Origin of the sequence: Caulobacter ginsengisoli, assembly GCF_030814835.1 — a bacterium.
Lineage (GTDB): Bacteria > Pseudomonadota > Alphaproteobacteria > Caulobacterales > Caulobacteraceae > Caulobacter > Caulobacter ginsengisoli.
Genome location: NZ_JAUSVS010000004.1, coordinates 19,481 through 35,452, shown reverse-complemented (window position 1 = coordinate 35,452; position 15,972 = coordinate 19,481). Strand labels below are relative to the sequence as shown.

Sequence of the window (15,972 nt, the reverse complement as noted above, 5' to 3'; positions counted from 1 at the left end):
CGGGGGAGCGCGCCCAATTGCGAGCTAGTGCGTTAGTCGATGGTCGACAGCAGGTTACGCAGCTGACTGAAAATCTGGTCGAGCTGGGTCTCTTCGATGATCAGCGGCGGCGACAGGGCTACGATGTCGCCGCCGACCCGGATCATCAGGCCGGAGTCAAAGGCGGCCTTGAAGATCTCCTGGCCCCGTTCGCCGACCGCGCCGGGCCGGGACTCCAGCTCGATCCCGGCGACCAGGCCCAGGTTGCGGATGTCGATGACGTGGCGGGCCCCCTTGAGGCTATGGGCGGCTTCCTCCCAGAGCGGCGACAGCTGGCCCGCCCGCTCGAACAGCCCCTCGTCGCGATAGGTGTCCAGGGTCGCCAGCCCCGCGGCGCAGGCCAGCGGGTGGGCGCTGTAGGTGTAGCCGTGGAAGAGCTCGATGGGGGCGTCGGCGCCGTCCATCAGCGTGTCGTAGATGCGGGCGCTGGCCCCGACGGCGCCGGCCGGGACGGCGGCGTTGGTCAGGCCCTTGGCCAGGGTGATCAGGTCGGGCTGCACGCCGAACAGTTCGCTGGCGAAGGACGCGCCGAGGCGCCCGAAGCCGGTGATGACCTCGTCGAAGATCAGCAGGATGTCGTGCCGGTCGCAGATGGCCCGCAACCGCTCCAGATAGCCCTTGGGCGGCACGAGGACGCCGGTCGAACCCGCCAGCGGCTCGACGATGACCGCGGCGATGGTCGAGGCGTCGTGCAGCGCCACGATGCGCTCGAGATTGTCGGCCAGGTCCGCGCCATGCTCGGGCTGGCCGCGCGAGAAGGCGTTGCGGGCCAGGTCATGGGTGTGGGGCAGATGGTCGACCCCACCCAGCAGCCCGCCGAAATACTTGCGGTTGGCGACGATGCCGCCAACCGAGATGCCGCCGAACCCGACCCCGTGATAGCCCCGCTCGCGGCCGATCAGCCGGGTCTTCCCACCCTTGCCGCGGGCCCGGTGATAGGCGAGCGCAATCTTCAGCGCCGTGTCCGCCGCCTCCGAGCCGGAGTTGCAGAAGAACACATGGTCCAGGTCGCCGGGCAGGATGTTGGCCAGGCGCGAGGCGAACTCGAAGGCCTTGGGGTGGCCCATGTTGAAGCTGGTGGCATAGTCCAGCTCGGCCGCCTGTTTCTGGATGGCCTCAACGATGCGCGGACGGTTGTGGCCGGCGTTGACGCACCACAGGCCCGAGGTGGCGTCCAGCACGGGCCGGCCGTCGGGGGTGTAGTAGAACATGCCCTCGGCCCGCTCGACGAAGCGCGGATCGGCCTTGAACCGCCGGTTGGGCGTGAACGGCATCCAGAAGGCTTCAAGGGCGTTAGCCGGCGGATTGAGCGGCTTGTTCATTTGGCGAGACCCTTGAGGAAGGCGTCGACATCGCCGGCCGAGCGGGTGGGATTCTCGAACTGCGGCAGGTGGCCGGCGTCCGGGTAGATGATCAGTTTCGCGCCACCAATCGCGTCGGCGAAGGCCTTGGCGTTGGCGACCGGGATGAGGTGGTCCTGCTCGCCCCACAGGACCAGGGTGGGCGTCGTGATCTTCGCCAGGGTTTCCTTGGTCGCCGGGGCCTGTCTGGCGGTGAACACGGCCATCAGGATCGGCCGGTGGCCAGGCGCGCGCTGCACCTCGACCCAGCGGTCGACGAAGGCGGGGGTGATCAGGCTCTGGTCGACGACATCGGCCTTCAGGCCCTGGGCGGTCAGGGGCCGGGTCTCGATGGTCTTGAGCAGGAACTTGCCGAACCCGCTCTGCATGACCTTGAAGGCCAGGGGCGGCGGCGGCGAATTGGCGGGCGGCGCCCAGCCCGCGGCGTCGACCAGCACCAGGGCGGTCAACCGCTGGGGATGGCGCAGCGCAAACCGCCAGGCCACGCCCCCGCCCATGCTGTTGCCGGCGATGGCGAAGGGCGGCAGGTCCAACTTGGCGGCGAAGGCGTCGATCAGGTCGGCGTAGCGGTCGGGCTCGGGGGCGTAGGTGGCCGGAGCGCGGGTCAGGCCGTGGCCGGGCAGGTCCAGGGTGATCACCCGGTAGTGGGGCGACAGCGCCTTGATCCAGCCCTCCCAGGTCAGGAAGGAATCGCCAAAGCCATGCACCAGCACGATGACCGGCGCCTTGGGATCGCCGTCGTCGCGGTAGTGGACCCTGACGCCCTCGCCCAGGTCGACATAGTGCGAAGTCGGGACGGCGTATTTGGCTTCCAGCTTCTCGAAGGGGATATCCGGCCGCCGCAGGACCAGCCAGGTCGCCACCAGCACGACGGCGATGACCAGGACGACAACACCCAATCCCACAACGAGTTGGCCAATCACGAGCCTGCCCATCCCCTGGCCTCCCTGCCGCGGCGGCGCAGCCTACCCCGACCGCAACGCAACGGAAATGCTGCAATGCGGTGACAGTCATTTCCTAGGAAAATTATAGGGTTTGATAGCGCAGAAAAACTGAATGCGGATGCAGCCGGTGGCCAGGGGACTGGATTGGCGCCAATCTGTGCGCCATGAAGGGGATCGCCATGCGCCGCATCGTTGTTCTGGGCCTGGCCTTGGTGGCCCTCGCGGGACCGGGCCTCGCTGAATCGCCAGCGCCGAGGATCACCAGACCCGACTGGGCCGAACTTCCCTCCGCCGCGGTCATCGCCCAGTTCATGCCGCAGGCCGCCAGGCGCGGGGACGGTGGCAAGGCCCTGATCCAGTGCAAGGTCACCAGGGCGGGACGGCTCAAGGACTGCACCCTGGTCTCGGAAACGCCGCCGGGCGAAGGGTTCGGGGCTGCGGCGCTGAAGATGGCCGGCAAGTTCAAGATGAAGCCCAAGACACTCGACGGCGCGCCCGTCGCCGGCGGCGTGGTGCGCATCCCCATCGCCTTCAACCCGCCGGCCGAGGCGCCGGCGCCGAGCGCGCCGTAGCGCGGCATATGCAGGCGCTGCCGGTCTGGTGCAATCTCGCTGAGCGTCCTCGCAGGACCGCCACCCTGTGCGCCGTCCTGGCAACGGGGCTAGGTCTGGCCTACCTAGTGCTGGCCGGGGCGCCGGGCCGATATGTGTCGATCAATATCGGGGCGATGTTGCTGGGCCTGGTCCTGCTTGGAGCCGGATGTCTGGCGGAACGGGTGACCCGTCGATGGTCCGGTCCCCTGATCCTCGCTGGTGGCGTCCTGCTGCTGCTGACCAGCCAGTTCGGGGCCAGCCTGGACGGCGCCCAGCGCTGGATCGTGATCCATGGGCTGGTCGTCCAGCCCAGCCTGCTGCTCCTGCCGGTGATGGCGGTGGGCTTCGCGGGCCGCCGCGACACCCTATCGACGACCGGCATGATCGTGGCCGCCCTGGCCCTGGCGCTGCAGCCCGACCGGGCCATGGCCGGCGCGCTGGTGGTGAGCTTGATCGTGCTGGCCCTGGTCTGCCGCGCCAAGACGGTGATGATCGCGCTGGCCGCCGCCGTGACCGGCTTCACGGCGAGCCTGCTGCAGGCCGACCAGCTGCCGGTCCAGCCCTTCGTCGAGCAGGTCTTCCTCACGGCGTTCGCAGCCCATCCCCTGGCCGGACCGGCCGTGATCCTCGGCGCGGGGCTGATGATCCTCCCGGCCCTGACCGGCTCGCCGCGGACCCGTCCCACCATGGCCGTCTTCGGCGCTGTCTGGCTGGCGATCCTCGCGGCGACGGTCCTGGGCCACTATCCGACTCCTGTCGTCGGCTATGGTGGCAGCGGCGTCATCGGCTATCTGATAAGCCTTATCGGCCTGCCCAAGAGCGGCGGCGCCGAGGCGGCGAAGTAGAAAGGCGCCATGCGCGGGTTGATGGTCGGACTTCTTGCGGCGGTGGTCGCCGCCGCATCGCCGGCCTGGTCGGCCGGCACGACGCCGCCGGTGCGGACTGCGCCGCCGAAGAACCGCAAGCCGGTGATCACCAATCCCGACTGGGCCGCCCTGCCCAGCCCGGACGACATCGCCCGCTACTATCCCGAACACGCCATGCGCAACAGCATCAGCGGCAGGGCTGTCATCGGCTGCTTCGTCTCGGCTGAGGGCCTGCTGACCAACTGCAAGGTGATCTCGGAATCGCCACCGGGCGAGGACTTCGGCGCGGCGGCGGTGCGCATGGCCCCGGCCTTCCGGATGAAGCCCAAGACTCTGGACGGCACGCCGGTCGAGGGCGCCGAGGTGCGTATCCCGATCGTCTTTCAGGCCCCCGAGCAAGGCGCACCGATCATGATGGGCCAAGCATCGGGTCCGCCGCCACCCCTGCCGCCGATGGCCGGACAGTTCCTGTACATGGGCGCGGGCTCCGCGGATGTTTCGGACAGTTCAGCGGGTCCGGTCTTCCTCTACCTGCGAACCCCGGACAGCCCGCCCGTCGACGGCGTCAGCAGGACCTGGATGGTCATCGTGTTCCCGCCGACCGACGGCCGCGCCATGTATTGGATGCTGGACCAGACCCTTGACTGCGCCGGTCGCAGGATCAGTCCCCAGAGCGTGCAGGTATTCATGGGACCGGGCGAACGGGTCGGTTGGAGCGGCCCCGTGAACGCCGGCTGGCAGGCGACCGATGACCCGGTGATGGGCAAGGGGCTGGACCTAGCGTGCGGCGTGGCCAAGCCGGGTGCGGCGGCCCTTCCGGATGTGGCGGCGGTCCGCAAGGACGCCGCCGCCCGGTTCGCCGCGGCAGGATCGAAATAGACGGATCGGAACAACCCCTAGCAGCTCCGCACATAGCCCCATCCCCGGTTTCCCTGGCGAAGGCCAGGGTCCAAGCGGAGGATCCTGAAAAGGCGCGGGCAGGGCGGCCAGCCCCGTATGGATCCTGGCCTTCGCCAGGAATCTCGGGCAGGGCCCTAGATACACCGTCCCCCGTCCACCTCCATCGCCACCCCGGTGATCATCGCCGCGTCGTCCGAGCACAGGAAGGCCGCCGCCGCGCCCATGTCGGCCGGCGTCGAGAAGCGGCCCAGCGGGATCGAGGCCAGGAACTTCGCGCGGATCTCCGGTGTGTCCTGGCCCATGAAGGTGGCCAACAGCGGCGTCTCGCCGGCCACCGGGTTGAGGGCGTTGACCCGCACCCCGCTGGGGGCCAGCTCGACGGCCATGGCCCGGGTGGCGGTGATCATCCAGCCCTTGGTGGCGTTGTACCAGGTCAGGTTCGGCCGGGGACTGACCCCGCCGGTCGAGGCGATGTTGAGGATGGCGCCGGACCCCCGCGCCTTCATGCCTGGCACGAAATGGCGGGCGGTCAGATAGACCGACTTGGCGTTGACGGCGAACAGCCGGTCGAACTCGTCCTCGGGCAGGCCGTCCAGCGGCTGGGGCAGGTGGCCGATGCCGGCGTTGTTGACCAGGATGTCGACCGCCCCAGCCGCCTGCGCCAGGGCGGCGATGTCGGCGTCCTTCGAGACGTCGGCGGTGAAGGGCCGGGTCTGGTCGCCCAGCTCGGCGGCCAGGGCGGCGGCGGCCTCGCCGTTGCGGTCGACGATGATCACCCGCGCGCCCTCGGCGACGAAGCGGCGCACGATGCCCTCGCCAAAGCCGGACGCGCCACCGGTGACGATGGCCAACCTGTTTTGAAGTCGATTCATGGGAATGCGCTCACGGTCTCCCTTCCTCCTCGATGGAGGAAGGGCGGGGATGGTGGTGGTGGCAGTGCGTCTCCGGAAGAACGCGGGGAGGCGACCACGCCACCCTGAGCCAGTCGCCCAAATTCCGAGCGCGCACCACCAACCCTGCCCTTCCTCCATCGAGGAGGAAGGGTTCCAGAAAAAGCAGTGTCAGCCATGATGCGCCGCCACGGTCTTGAGGGTGGAGAAGGCGTAGAGGGCCTCGAAGCCCTTCTCGCGGCCATGGCCGGAGCGGCCGACGCCGCCGAACGGCAGCTCGACCCCGCCGCCGGCCCCGTAATTGTTGATGAACACCTGGCCGGCCCGCAACGCCCTGGCCAGCCGCATCTGGCGCCCGCCATCGGCGGTCCAGACCCCGGCCACCAGGCCATAGGCGGTGCCGTTGGCGATGCGGGCGGCGTCGGCCTCGTCCTCGAACGGGATGACCACCTGGACGGGGCCGAAGATCTCGTCCTGGGCCAGGCGGTGGCCGGGATCGACGCCGGTGAACAGGGTGGGCGGGACATAGTGGCCGCCGGACGGGGCGCCGGCGGCGATGCGGCCCTGGGCGGCGAGGGTCAGGTCGGCGCGGCCCTGGCTGAGGAAGCCCTCGACCATGGCCTTCTGCTTGGCCGAGATCAGCGGGCCCAGGTCCAGGTCGCTCATCGCCGGGCCGGCGGTCAGGGCGCTGAAGCGCTCGGCCAGCCGCTCGACCAGCCGGTCATGAATGGACCGCTGCACCAGGATGCGCGAGCCGGCCGAGCAGGTCTGGCCGGCGTTCTGGATGGCGGCGTTGACCAGGAAGGGCAGCGCCTTGTCGAGGTCGGCGTCCTCGAAGACCAGCTGAGGCGACTTGCCGCCCAGCTCCAGGGTGACCGGCACCGTGTTGCGGGCGGCGGCGGCCTGGATGGCGGCGCCCACGCCGGTGGAGCCGGTGAAGGAGATGTGGTCGACGCCGGGGTGAGACGCCAGCGCCGCGCCGGCCGCGGCCCCGGTTCCCGGGATGACGCTGAGGGCGCCGGCCGGCAGCCCCGCCTCGTGGGCGATGCGGGCGAAGGCCAGCGCGGTCAGGCAGGCCTGCTCGGCCGGCTTGAGCACGGCGGCGTTGCCCATGGCGAGCGCCGCGACCACCGAGCGGCCGAGGATCTGCATGGGATAGTTCCAGGGGATGATGTGGCCGGTCACCCCGTGCGGCTCGCGCAGGGTGTAGACCGTGTAGCCGGCCAGATAGGGGATGGTCTGGCCCATCAGCTTGTCGGCCGCCCCGCCGTAGAATTCCAGGTAGCGGGCCAGGGCCAGGGCGTCGGCCTTGGCCTGGCGCAGCGGCTTGCCGACATCGCGGGCCTCGAGCTGCGCCAGCTCATCGGCCCGCTCGGCGACGGCGAAACCGATCTTCGACAGGACCCGGCCGCGCTCGGCGGCGGTCAGCCCGCCCCAGGGCCCGGTCAGGGCCGAGCGGGCGGCGGCGACGGCTTCGTCGACCTCGGCCGGTCCGGCGGCGGCGGCTTCGCCCAGCACGTCGCCGGTGGACGGATCTTCCAGTTCCAGGACGCCGGCCGAGCCTTTGGCGCGCCACTCGCCGGCGATGAACAGGCCTTCGCGGATCGTCATTCCTGCCCTCTTCCGCCCCGCCAACCATGGCCTCGGCGCATGGAACCCATAACCCAATTCGAATTCAGAACAGCACTCGCCGCCGGTAGTTTGGCGTCATCGAAACGCCGGGCCGCACGGCCCTCCAACCTGAACTGAAAAGAGCTATGACCCGACTGACCACCTCCTTCAAGGCGCTCGCCGCCTGCGCTGTCCTGGGCGCCGGCGCCCTGGCCGCCACCTCCGCCTCGGCCGGCGAATGCCCGGCCGACCAGACCCGCCCGAACGCCCGCCTGACCGGTGAAATGATGCCGCTCGGCGTCACCGACACCGTGCTGGGCAGCGTCGACCTGGGCCCGGAAATCCAGGGCCTGGCCGGCCGCAACCTTCGCTTCCGCAAGCTGGTCATCCAGCCCGGCGGCGTGGTGCCCTGGCACAGCCACGGCGACCGCCCGGCCCTGATCCTGACCATCGAGGGCTCGATCACCGAATACCGCAGCACCTGCGCGGTCGGCATCGAGCATCCGGCCGGCGACATCTCGCTGGAGTCGGGCGGCATCTCGCACTGGTGGAAGAACAACACCGACAAGGTGGCCGTGCTCTACGCCGCCGACATCAAGAACGACGGGGCGCCCAAGCCCTCCGACAACGCGATGTAGTCGAGACCCCGTCTGATCCGGACAAGGGCCGATCCCGTTCCCGATCAGACGGACTGCCTCAGGCCACCCCCTTCCCTGAGGCGTCTGGAGCCCGCGGCGCGCACCCCCAGCGCCGCGGGCTCTTCCATTTCCGGAGCCCCGCCATGACCCTGACCATGAGCCAACACCATCCCGCCCATCCGTCCCAGGCCCTGCGCCGCACCCTGGTCATCGGGCTGATCGGCTTCCTGACTCTTGTCGATCTGTTCGCCGCCCAGGCCATCCTGCCCACCCTGGTCGGCCACTACCGGGTCAGCCGGGCGGCCATGGGGTTCGCGGTCAACGCCTCGACCATCGGCATGGCGGTCAGCGGCCTGGCCGTCGCCGCGTTCGGCGGCCGCTGGGATCATCGGCGGGGGATCTGGATCAGCCTGGCCCTGCTGGCCATCCCCACCGCCCTGCTGGCCTATGCGCCCGACCTGATGGCCTTCACCGCCCTTCGCATCGTCCAGGGGGTCTGCATGTCGGCCGCCTTCACCCTGACCCTGGCCTGGCTGGGCGAGCACTGCACCCCGGCGGAATCCGCCACCGCCACGGCCGCCTATGTCACCGGCGGGGTGGCGTCCAACCTGGTGGGACGGCTGATCAGCGGCTCGGTGGCCGATCTGCTGGGACTGTCGGCCAACTTCTATGTCTTCGCGCTTCTGAACCTGGCCGGCGCGGCCCTGGTCTATGTCAGCCTGCAGCGGACCCTGGCCATGCCGGGCCCCGCCATGCGGCGAACCCTGGCCGCCTGGCTCTCACCGCTGCGAAACCCCAGGCTGCTGGCCGGCTACGGCATCGGCTTTCTGATCCTGTTCGCCTTCCTGGGCGTATTCACCTACGTCAACTTCGTGCTGGCCGCCCCGCCGGTCGCCCTGTCGCCGATGAAGCTGGGCATCGTCTATTTCGTCTTCCTGCCCTCGATGATCACCACGCCGTTCGCCGGCCGGATCGCCGCCCGGCTGGGGGCGCGGCCGGTGTTCTGGGCGGCCATGGCGGTGGCGGGGGCGGGGCTGCCGCTGCTGGTGCTGGACAGCCTGGTCCCGGTGCTGGCCGGGCTGGTGCTGGTGGGCGTGGGGACCTTCTTCGCCCAGGCGGCGGCCACCGGCTATGTCGGACGGATCGCCGGCGCGGACCGGGCGACGGCCGGCGGGCTCTACCTGGCCAGCTACTATCTGGGCGGCCTGGCCGGGGCGGCGGTGCTGGGTCAGACCTTCGACCGCTTCGGCTGGGGCGCCTGCGTGGCGGGCGTGGCCCTGGCCCTGGCGGCGATCGCGGCCCTGGCCTCGGTGCTGCGCGAGTAGCTAGCGCGCCGCCGCCTTGCGCCAGTCATAGGTCCTGGCCTGCGAGACGAAGGCGCCCAGGGCCGGCGAATGCGGCCGGCCGCGCACGGTGACCAGCATGATGGTGCGGTTGAACGGCGGGTCGGTCAGCGGCCGGGTGGTCAGGCCCGGATCGGTGACGCAGAACTCGGGGAACAGCCCCAGGCCCATCTCGGCCTTGATCATCGCCTGGACCCAGTCGTCGCGGTCGCTGGAGAACACCTGGCGCATCTTGATGCCCCGGCCCAGATAGTTGTCGCGGATGTGGTCGAAGACCTCGCACATGTGGCGGTTGACATAGGACTCGCGGTGCAGGTCCGGGGCGCTGATGGTGTTGCGGCTGGCGAGCGGATGGCCCGGGGCGATGGCCACCACGAAACGCTCGTCGAAGAGCGGCAGGCTGTGGAAGCGCATGTCCAGCGGCTCGGGCAGGCCGATCAGCCCGACATGCAGGTCGCCGTCGCTCAGCGCCTCGATCAGCGACTTGGCCCCCAGATCCTTGACCACCAGCTGCACGCCGGGATTGGCGGCGCGGAAACGGACGATCAGGTCGGTCAGCATGGCCGGGCCGATGGTGCACATGGCCCCGATGTTCAGCGGCGCCTCGTCCAGGGTCTTCAGCGATCGGGCGTGGTTGCGGGCCGCCTCGCTCTGGTCCTGGATCGACTGCAGGTAGGGCAGCATCATCCGGCCCAGTTCGGACAGGTGGGTGCGGCGCCGCTCGCGATGGAACAGCGGCCCGCCCAGCTCGGCCTCGAGTTGCTGGATGGCGCGGGTCAGGGCCGGCTGGGTGACGTGGCACTGCTCGGCCGCGCGCGTGAAGTTGAGCGTCTCCGACAGCGCCAGGAAGTAGCGGACCTGCTGCATTTCCATGGTCTTGGCCCCCCGATCCTGGCTAGTGGACGGGTTCGAGCGGGCGCCTGGCCGCCGCCCTGGGGGCCGGCTCGGGCGTCTTTGGCATGATGTCGCCGGTGATCAGCCGCGAGCCGCGGTCGAAGGTGATGTAGGCCCACAGCCAGTCCAGGGTGACGGCGATGCGGTTGCGGAACCCGATCAGGAAATAGACGTGGGCCGCGCCCCAGAACAGCCAGGCGATGAAGCCCTTCAGGCTGGCCTTGCCGATGGCGACCACGGCGGCCTGGCGCCCGACAGTGGCGAGATTGCCGTAGTCCTTGTAGCGGAATGGCCCCGGCGCGGGGCGGTCGGCGAGACGAGCCTTGATCAGCCGGGCCAGGTACTCGCCCTGCTGCTTGGCGACCGGGGCGACGCCGGGCAGGGGCTTGCCGTCGGCCTGGGCATGGGCCGCATCGCCGATGACGAAGATGTCGGGCGCGCCGGCGACCGACAGATCGGCGCCGACCATGGCCCGGCCGGCCCGGTCGCGCTCGGCCTCCAGCCAGGTCGCAGCCGGCGAGGCGCGCACGCCGGCGGCCCAGACCAGGGTGCGGGCCTCGATGCGGCTCTTGCCATCCAGCTCCACGCCCAGGGCGTCGCAGGCGGTGACCGCCCGGCCGGTGGCGACGGTGACGCCCAGCTTCTCCAGCGCCCGGGCGGCATAGGCCGACAGGTGGGGCGGAAAGGCGGTCAGCACGCGCGGCCCGGCCTCGACCAGATAGACCCGGGCCATGGCGCCCTGGATGACCCGGAAATCGCAGCTGATGGCCCGCCGCGCCAGCTCGGCTATGGCCCCGGCCAGCTCGACCCCGGTCGGGCCGGCGCCAATGATCACGAAGGTCAGCAGCCGCTCGCGCTCGGCCGCATCGTCGGTCAGCTCGGCCCGTTCGAAGGCCAGCAGCACCCGGCGGCGCACGTCGATGGCGTCTTCCAGGGTCTTGAGGCCGGGGGCGAAGGCCTCCCAGTCGTCATGCCCGAAATAGGCGTGGGTCGCCCCGGTGGCCAGCACCAGGATGTCATAGGGGATGACCCGGTCGCTGAGCTTCACCTGTCGGCGCGCCCGATCCACCCCAGCGACTTCGCCCAGGATCACCCGGGTGTTGGCCTGGCCGCGCACCACGCTGCGGATCGGGCTGGCGATCTGGGTGGGGGCCAGGCCCGCCGTCGCTACCTGATACAGCAGCGGCTGGAAGAGGTGATGGTTGCGGCGGTCGATCAGGGTGACGTCGCAGGGCGCGTCGGCCAGGCCCTTGGCCAGGGCCAGCCCGCCAAAACCGGCTCCCACGATCACCACGCGGGGCCGGGCGGGAGCGGTTTGCGGCTGGGTCACGGCGTGGCGTCCTCTGTCGGCTAGGCCATAGCACATATGGGAACCGAGAGCGCCTAGTGCGCCGTCCAGGCTCCATCGACCGGCAGTGCGGCGCCGGTAATCGAGGCGCCGCCGGGACCGCAGAGGTAGGCGGTCAGCATGCCTATCTCCTCGACCGTGGCGAAGCGCTTGTTGGGCTGAGCCTTGAGCAGCACGTCCTTGATCACCTGTTCGGGGGTGATCTTGAAGGCCTTGGCCTGGTCGTCGATCTGTTGTTCGACCAGCGGGGTCCAGACATAGCCGGGGCAGATGGCGTTGCAGGTGACGCCGCTCTCGGCCGCCTCCAGCGCCACCACCTTGGTCAGGCCGACGACGCCGTGTTTGGCGGCGACATAGGCCGACTTGAAGGGCGAGCCGACCAGGCCGTGGGCCGAGGCGATATTGATGATCCGGCCGTAGCCCTCGGCCTTCATGCGCGGCAGCACCGCGCGGATGGTATGAAAGGCGCTGGTCAGGTTGATGGCGATGATGGCGTCCCAGCGGGCGACCGGGAAATCCTCGATGGGCGCGACATGCTGGATGCCGGCGTTGTTGACCAGGATGTCCACCGGCCCGATGGCGTCATGGGCCATCGCCATCATCTGGCGGATGGCCTCGGGATCGCGCAGGTCAGCGTCGCTGTAGGTCGCCTCGACCTGGTGGTCGCGGGCCAGGTCCAGGCGGATCTGCTCGATCTCGTCGGGGTCGCCCAGGCCGTTGAGCACCAGGGCCGCGCCCTGGCGGGCCAGTTCGGTCGCCACGCCCAGGCCGATGCCGCTGGTCGAGCCGGTGACCAGGGCGACGCGGCCCTCGAGCGGACGGGGAGCGGCCTCAAGCTGGGCGACGCGGGCAAGGGTGTTCATGGCGGGTTTCCAAAGCGACAGGGGTTGGTTGGTCATGGGTCAGCCTTCGGCCAGCATTTCGCCGCCGGCCGCCTCATGGAGGATAAAGCCCTCCATCGGGTCGAATTCGCGGGTCCAGGGGGCCTTGGCCAGCACACGGACAGTGTCCAGATAGCCGGCGTCCCAGCGGCTGCGCACGCCCTCGGCCGAGAAGTCGATATCCTTGGCGTGGTTCTCGCCGGCCAGCGGCGGGGCCAGCAGGCGGACGACATGCATGCGGGTCAGGCAGCCATAGGCGGCCAGGGCCTTGGTCTCGGCCCGCTGGCGGATGTCCTCGGGCACGTGGGCGGCCAGCTCGGCGATGATGTGGCGCAGGCGATGGATCTGTTTCTGGCGGGCGATGTGGCTGACCGCACGGCTGGAATACTGCAGGTCCTTCTGGCGGCTCATCACCCGGGCGATGGTGTCGGGCTCGGGACCGTTGGGGCTCCAGACATGGACGGCAAAGACCAGGCCGCCGCGGCGGGGGTTGTCGTCGAACACCGCCTCGACCGGGGTGTTGGAAAGGATGCCGCCGTCCCAGAAGAGTTCGCCGTCGATCCGCACGGCCGGGAAGGCCGGTGGCAGGGCGCCCGAGGCCATGACATGGCGCACGCCCAGCGGCGACTCGCGGCTGTCGAAATAGCGCATCTCGCCGGTCTGGACATTGGCGGCGCCGACGGTCAGCCGGGGCGCGCCGCTGTTGAGGCGATCGGTGTCGATCAGGTCGGCCAGGGTCCGTTCCAGTGGAACGGTGCGGTAGTAGCCGGCCATATCCGGGCCCAGCGGCATATGCTGGCCCAGAAAGGCCCAGGGATTGGGCTCGAAGAAGCCGCGCACCCCGCCTATCACCGTCATGGCGTTGGCGGCGCCGGGTCCCGAAAGCGCCGAGGCCATCTCGGTCAGCGGGCCATGCGTCATTCGCCGCCAGAACTCGCGCATGCGGGTCAGGCGGTTTTCCGGAGCGTTGCCGGCGATCAGGCTGGCGTTGATGGCCCCGATCGAGGTGCCGATCACCCAGTCCGGCTCGATGCCCGCCTCATGCAGGGCCTGATAGACCCCGGCCTGGTAGGCGCCCAGCGCCCCGCCGCCCTGGAACACAAGGACGATCTGGCCAAGCGCGGCGCGGTCGAAATGAGGTTCGGATTTCGCCGCCGCCTTGCGGGGGTTTTCGAGGGTGGCCGCGGCCATGGGTGATCTCCGTTTGCGGAACGGAAGATGCCGGGTCGCCGGGTTGGCCGGAAATGCCGGTAAGGCATGGTTTGCATAGGCGCGGGTGCGTAACCGACCGCTCAGCCCGCCAGGACGGCTCCGACAGCCTTGATCGTGCGCGCCACATCCGCCTCGCCGGTGCGCCAGTTGCTGACGCTGATCCGCATGCAGCGGCGGCCCCGCCAACTGACGCCGCCGAACAGCGCCTCGCCGGACGCATTGATCTGGGCGATGACCGCATCCGTCCTGGCGTCGTCGCCGAAGCGGACCAGCGCCTGGTTGAGGTCAGAGACCATCACCAGTTCGGCCCCCGGCAGGGCGCCGATGCCCTCGGCCAAGGCGCGGGCGTGGCGGCTGGTGCGCCGAACCAGGTCCGCCAGACCCTCGCGCCCCAGTTCGCGGATGGCGGCGTAGACGGCGAACCCCCGCGCCCGGCGCGACAGTTCTGGGTTCCAGTCGAAGGGGTCACGGGCGGTCCCGCCGCCGGCCGGGAAGTAGCTGGTGGTCATGGTCATGGCGGCGCGATGAGCGTCGGCGTCGCGGACGAAGGCCAGGCCGCTGTCATAGGGGACGTTGAGATACTTGTGGCCGTCGGTGGTCCAGCTGTCGGCCAGTTCGATGCCCTGGGCCAGATGGCGGTGGGCGGGGCTGACCCGGGCCCAGAGACCGAAGGCGCCGTCGACATGGGTCCAGGCGCCGGCCGCGCGGGCGATGGGACAGAGCTGCGCGAAGGGATCGAAGGCGGCGAGGTTCAGCTCGCCCGCCTGCAGGATGACGATGGTCGGGGCGTCCCGCTCGGCGAGCTTGGCGCTGAGGCCCTCAGGCGTAACCTGGCGATTGTCGTCCATCGCCAGGGGTTCGAGGGCGTCGGTGCCGATGCCCAGGATGCGCAGGGCGATGTCGACCGAGGCGTGACGGTCGGCGTTGCTCAGCACACGGATGGGCGGGGCGCCGCTGAGGCCCTGGCGCTCGACGTCCCAGCCCCGGTCGCGCAGCACCGCGTGCCGGGCGGCGGCGAGGCCCGTGACATGGGCCATCTGGCAGCCGGTGACGAAGGCGAAGCTGGCTTCGGCCGGCAGGCCGAACAGGTCCTTGAGCCAGGCCCCGGCCACCTCCTCGACCACGGCGGCGGCGGGGCCGGAGGCGTGCAGGCAGGCGTTCTGGTCCCAGACCGCGGTCAGCCAGTCGGCCCCGATGGCCGCGGGCAGGCCGCCGCCGATCACCCAGCCGAAGAACCGCCCGCCCTGCGAGCCGTGCAGGCCGCGCTCGGCGTCCCGGGCCAGTTCGTCGACGACCTGGGCGGCGGGAAGACCGCGCTCCGGCGTCGGCCGGCCCAGGCTCTGGCGCAGTTCGTCCAGCGACGCCGGCGCATAGACAGGCCGGGTCCCCAGCCCGTCCAGCCAGGCCTGGGCGTGATGGCGCGCCCGGTCGAGCGCGTCGGCGTCAGGCCTTTCCATAGCGAGCGCCCAGGTCGGCGCAGGTCTCGTGAAACTCGGCGACCGTCTCGGCGATGATCTCGGCCACCGGGCGGACCGCGTCGATGCGGCCGGCCACCTGGCCCGACAGGGCGATGGAGGCCTCCATGTCGCCGCCGAAATAGAGGGCCAGCGCATTGCGGAACTCGCCCATGGCGCCGCCCTCCGGCGGGTCCTTTTCCATGACCGTGGTCTTCTCGGTGCGCAGGGCCCGCAGGGCCGGCCCGGGACCGAAGCGGTTGAGGAAGACGGTGTCGGTCTCCTTGGCCCCGAGGATGGCGTCCTTCCAGTTCTGGTGCACCGGCGACTCGGCCGCCGAGACCATGCGGGTTCCCATCTGGATGCCCTCGGCCCCCAGGGCGAAGGCGGCGGCCATGGTGCGCCCATCGACCATGCCGCCGGCGGCGATCACCGGAACCTTCACCTTCGAGCAGACCAGGGGCAGCAGCACCATGGTGGCCACGTCGCGGCTGTTCTTGAACCCGCCGCCCTCGCCGCCCTCGACCACCAGCCCGTCGACCCCGGCCTCGATGGCCTTCAGCGCCGCCGCCAGCGAAGGCACGACGTGGAAGACGGTCAGGCCCGCTTCCTTGAGGGCCGAGCAGTATTTGTTGGGATCGCCGGCCGAGGTGGTGACGAACTTGACCCCCTGGTCGACCACGAAGGAGACGATGTCGGGATCGCGCACGAAGGCCTGGGCGATGTTCACCCCGAACGGTTTGTCGGTCAGCTCGCGCATCTTTTTGATTTCGCCGCGCACCTCGTCGAGCTGGCCGGAAGAGGTCTCGATGATCCCCAGTCCCCCGGCGTTGGAGACGGCGCTGGCTAGCTGGGCGCGGGCGATCCAGCCCATCGGGGCCTGGACGATGGGGTATTGCACTCCCAGCATGGCGGTGATGCGATTGTTGATCATTGGCGCTCTCCCTCCCTTCGCCCTCACCCGGCGACGCTGCGGGGTCAAGAGGCGGCGTGAATTG

At 70.2% G+C, this 15,972-nt stretch carries 15 protein-coding genes; 5 read left to right on the top strand and 10 right to left on the bottom strand.

What is annotated here, in order from left to right; translation table 11 throughout:
• Positions 1–32: 32 nt before the first annotated feature.
• Both aptA and QO010_RS11825 read right to left on the bottom strand, forming a co-directional pair.
• A complete protein-coding gene (aptA, locus tag QO010_RS11830; RefSeq protein ID WP_307349364.1) occupies positions 33–1,361 on the bottom strand; it encodes an omega-aminotransferase AptA in 1,329 nt (442 codons plus the stop codon).
• Entirely contained in the window at positions 1,358–2,335 is a 978-nt protein-coding gene (locus QO010_RS11825; protein ID WP_307349363.1) for an alpha/beta fold hydrolase, read from the bottom strand. The genes aptA and QO010_RS11825 overlap by 4 nt, the downstream gene beginning before the upstream one ends.
• 173 nt (positions 2,336–2,508) lie before the next feature.
• Here QO010_RS11825 and QO010_RS11820 point away from each other — a divergent pair, with 173 nt between their 5' ends.
• The 3 genes from QO010_RS11820 to QO010_RS11810 are packed head-to-tail and all read left to right on the top strand — an operon-like array spanning position 2,509 to position 4,682.
• A complete protein-coding gene (locus tag QO010_RS11820; RefSeq protein WP_307349361.1) occupies positions 2,509–2,916 on the top strand; it encodes an energy transducer TonB in 408 nt (135 codons plus the stop codon).
• Positions 2,917–2,924: 8 nt separating this feature from the next.
• Positions 2,925–3,782, top strand: coding sequence for a hypothetical protein (locus QO010_RS11815; RefSeq protein WP_307349359.1), 858 nt, complete (start codon positions 2,925–2,927; stop codon positions 3,780–3,782).
• 21 nt (positions 3,783–3,803) lie between these two features.
• Positions 3,804–4,682, top strand: coding sequence for an energy transducer TonB (locus QO010_RS11810; RefSeq protein WP_307349358.1), 879 nt, complete (start codon positions 3,804–3,806; stop codon positions 4,680–4,682).
• 155 nt (positions 4,683–4,837) lie between these two features.
• Here QO010_RS11810 and QO010_RS11805 read toward each other — a convergent pair whose 3' ends face one another.
• Together QO010_RS11805 and QO010_RS11800 are read right to left on the bottom strand one after the other, a co-directional pair.
• Positions 4,838–5,575, bottom strand: a complete 738-nt coding sequence (locus QO010_RS11805; RefSeq protein ID WP_307349356.1) for a glucose 1-dehydrogenase — start codon at positions 5,573–5,575, stop codon at positions 4,838–4,840.
• A gap of 189 nt (positions 5,576–5,764) precedes the next feature.
• A complete protein-coding gene (locus tag QO010_RS11800; RefSeq protein WP_307349354.1) occupies positions 5,765–7,204 on the bottom strand; it encodes an aldehyde dehydrogenase family protein in 1,440 nt (479 codons plus the stop codon).
• 146 nt (positions 7,205–7,350) lie between these two features.
• Here QO010_RS11800 and QO010_RS11795 point away from each other — a divergent pair, with 146 nt between their 5' ends.
• Together QO010_RS11795 and QO010_RS11790 are read left to right on the top strand one after the other, a co-directional pair.
• Positions 7,351–7,842 carry a cupin domain-containing protein gene (locus QO010_RS11795; protein ID WP_307349352.1) on the top strand — a complete coding sequence of 164 codons (492 nt, stop codon included), beginning with the start codon at positions 7,351–7,353 and terminating at the stop codon, positions 7,840–7,842.
• A gap of 143 nt (positions 7,843–7,985) precedes the next feature.
• Positions 7,986–9,167, top strand: a complete 1,182-nt coding sequence (locus QO010_RS11790) for an MFS transporter (protein WP_307349350.1) — start codon at positions 7,986–7,988, stop codon at positions 9,165–9,167.
• Here QO010_RS11790 and QO010_RS11785 read toward each other — a convergent pair whose 3' ends face one another.
• The 6 genes from QO010_RS11785 to QO010_RS11760 form a co-directional block, all read right to left on the bottom strand.
• On the bottom strand, positions 9,168–10,058 hold the full coding sequence (locus tag QO010_RS11785; RefSeq protein ID WP_307349348.1) for a LysR family transcriptional regulator: 891 nt from the start codon (positions 10,056–10,058) through the stop codon (positions 9,168–9,170).
• A gap of 22 nt (positions 10,059–10,080) precedes the next feature.
• Positions 10,081–11,409 carry an NAD(P)/FAD-dependent oxidoreductase gene (locus QO010_RS11780; protein WP_307349346.1) on the bottom strand — a complete coding sequence of 443 codons (1,329 nt, stop codon included), beginning with the start codon at positions 11,407–11,409 and terminating at the stop codon, positions 10,081–10,083.
• A gap of 53 nt (positions 11,410–11,462) precedes the next feature.
• Positions 11,463–12,290 carry a 3-hydroxybutyrate dehydrogenase gene (locus tag QO010_RS11775; protein WP_307349826.1) on the bottom strand — a complete coding sequence of 276 codons (828 nt, stop codon included), beginning with the start codon at positions 12,288–12,290 and terminating at the stop codon, positions 11,463–11,465.
• A gap of 39 nt (positions 12,291–12,329) precedes the next feature.
• Positions 12,330–13,499, bottom strand: a complete 1,170-nt coding sequence (locus tag QO010_RS11770) for a patatin-like phospholipase family protein (RefSeq protein WP_307349344.1) — start codon at positions 13,497–13,499, stop codon at positions 12,330–12,332.
• A 101-nt stretch (positions 13,500–13,600) separates the two neighbouring features.
• Positions 13,601–14,977 carry a pyridoxal phosphate-dependent decarboxylase family protein gene (locus QO010_RS11765; protein ID WP_307349342.1) on the bottom strand — a complete coding sequence of 459 codons (1,377 nt, stop codon included), beginning with the start codon at positions 14,975–14,977 and terminating at the stop codon, positions 13,601–13,603.
• Positions 14,964–15,956, bottom strand: a complete 993-nt coding sequence (locus QO010_RS11760; RefSeq protein ID WP_307349340.1) for an NAD(P)H-dependent flavin oxidoreductase — start codon at positions 15,954–15,956, stop codon at positions 14,964–14,966. The genes QO010_RS11765 and QO010_RS11760 overlap by 14 nt, the downstream gene beginning before the upstream one ends.
• Positions 15,957–15,972 lie beyond the last annotated feature (16 nt).

Coding starts and splice junctions, on each gene's coding strand:
- QO010_RS11785 (WP_307349348.1), bottom strand. CDS start 10,058: ATGGAAATGCAGCAGGTCCGCTACTTCCTGGCGCTGTCGGAGACGCTC.
- QO010_RS11805 (WP_307349356.1), bottom strand. CDS start 5,575: ATGAATCGACTTCAAAACAGGTTGGCCATCGTCACCGGTGGCGCGTCC.
- QO010_RS11825 (WP_307349363.1), bottom strand. CDS start 2,335: ATGGGCAGGCTCGTGATTGGCCAACTCGTTGTGGGATTGGGTGTTGTC.
- QO010_RS11815 (WP_307349359.1), top strand. CDS start 2,925: ATGCAGGCGCTGCCGGTCTGGTGCAATCTCGCTGAGCGTCCTCGCAGG.
- QO010_RS11795 (WP_307349352.1), top strand. CDS start 7,351: ATGACCCGACTGACCACCTCCTTCAAGGCGCTCGCCGCCTGCGCTGTC.
- QO010_RS11790 (WP_307349350.1), top strand. CDS start 7,986: ATGACCCTGACCATGAGCCAACACCATCCCGCCCATCCGTCCCAGGCC.
- QO010_RS11775 (WP_307349826.1), bottom strand. CDS start 12,290: ATGAACACCCTTGCCCGCGTCGCCCAGCTTGAGGCCGCTCCCCGTCCG.
- aptA (WP_307349364.1), bottom strand. CDS start 1,361: ATGAACAAGCCGCTCAATCCGCCGGCTAACGCCCTTGAAGCCTTCTGG.
- QO010_RS11800 (WP_307349354.1), bottom strand. CDS start 7,204: ATGACGATCCGCGAAGGCCTGTTCATCGCCGGCGAGTGGCGCGCCAAA.
- QO010_RS11765 (WP_307349342.1), bottom strand. CDS start 14,977: ATGGAAAGGCCTGACGCCGACGCGCTCGACCGGGCGCGCCATCACGCC.
- QO010_RS11770 (WP_307349344.1), bottom strand. CDS start 13,499: ATGGCCGCGGCCACCCTCGAAAACCCCCGCAAGGCGGCGGCGAAATCC.
- QO010_RS11820 (WP_307349361.1), top strand. CDS start 2,509: ATGAAGGGGATCGCCATGCGCCGCATCGTTGTTCTGGGCCTGGCCTTG.
- QO010_RS11810 (WP_307349358.1), top strand. CDS start 3,804: ATGGTCGGACTTCTTGCGGCGGTGGTCGCCGCCGCATCGCCGGCCTGG.